The organism is Caulobacter sp. CCH9-E1, from assembly GCF_001556515.1.
GTDB lineage: Bacteria > Pseudomonadota > Alphaproteobacteria > Caulobacterales > Caulobacteraceae > Caulobacter.
This window is the reverse complement of the sequence record NZ_LSJA01000286.1, coordinates 1-283: the sequence shown is the minus strand read 5'-3', so window position 1 is coordinate 283 and position 283 is coordinate 1. Positions and strand designations below refer to the sequence as shown.

The following is a 283-nucleotide window of genomic DNA, read 5'->3' as shown; positions in this document are numbered from 1 at the left end:
CCTGACCGCCGTCGGCGCGGCCATGCAGCGCGTCTACGCCGCCCGCGCGCGGTCCCACGCCTCGGGTCTGGCCTCGGCGCCGCGCGACGAATGGGTCGTGTTCGTCGGCCATGAGAAGCGCCGGGCGAAGGTGGCCGGAGAGGGCGACATCACCGTCGCGCTGCTCGACGAGGGCCGGGTTCTAAGCCTGACCGACATCGACTGGCGGCCCGGCAAGCCGGTGTTCAGGGCGGCGCTGGACGGCAAGGCCTTCACGGCGCAGGCGACGCCCGCCGCCGAGGGC

Annotated in this window: 1 pseudogene; it reads left to right on the top strand. The window is 74.9% G+C overall.

Annotated features, from left to right (window positions below):
* A pseudogene (locus AX690_RS23410) lies at positions 1–283 on the top strand (acetyl/propionyl-CoA carboxylase subunit alpha); the annotation flags it as partial.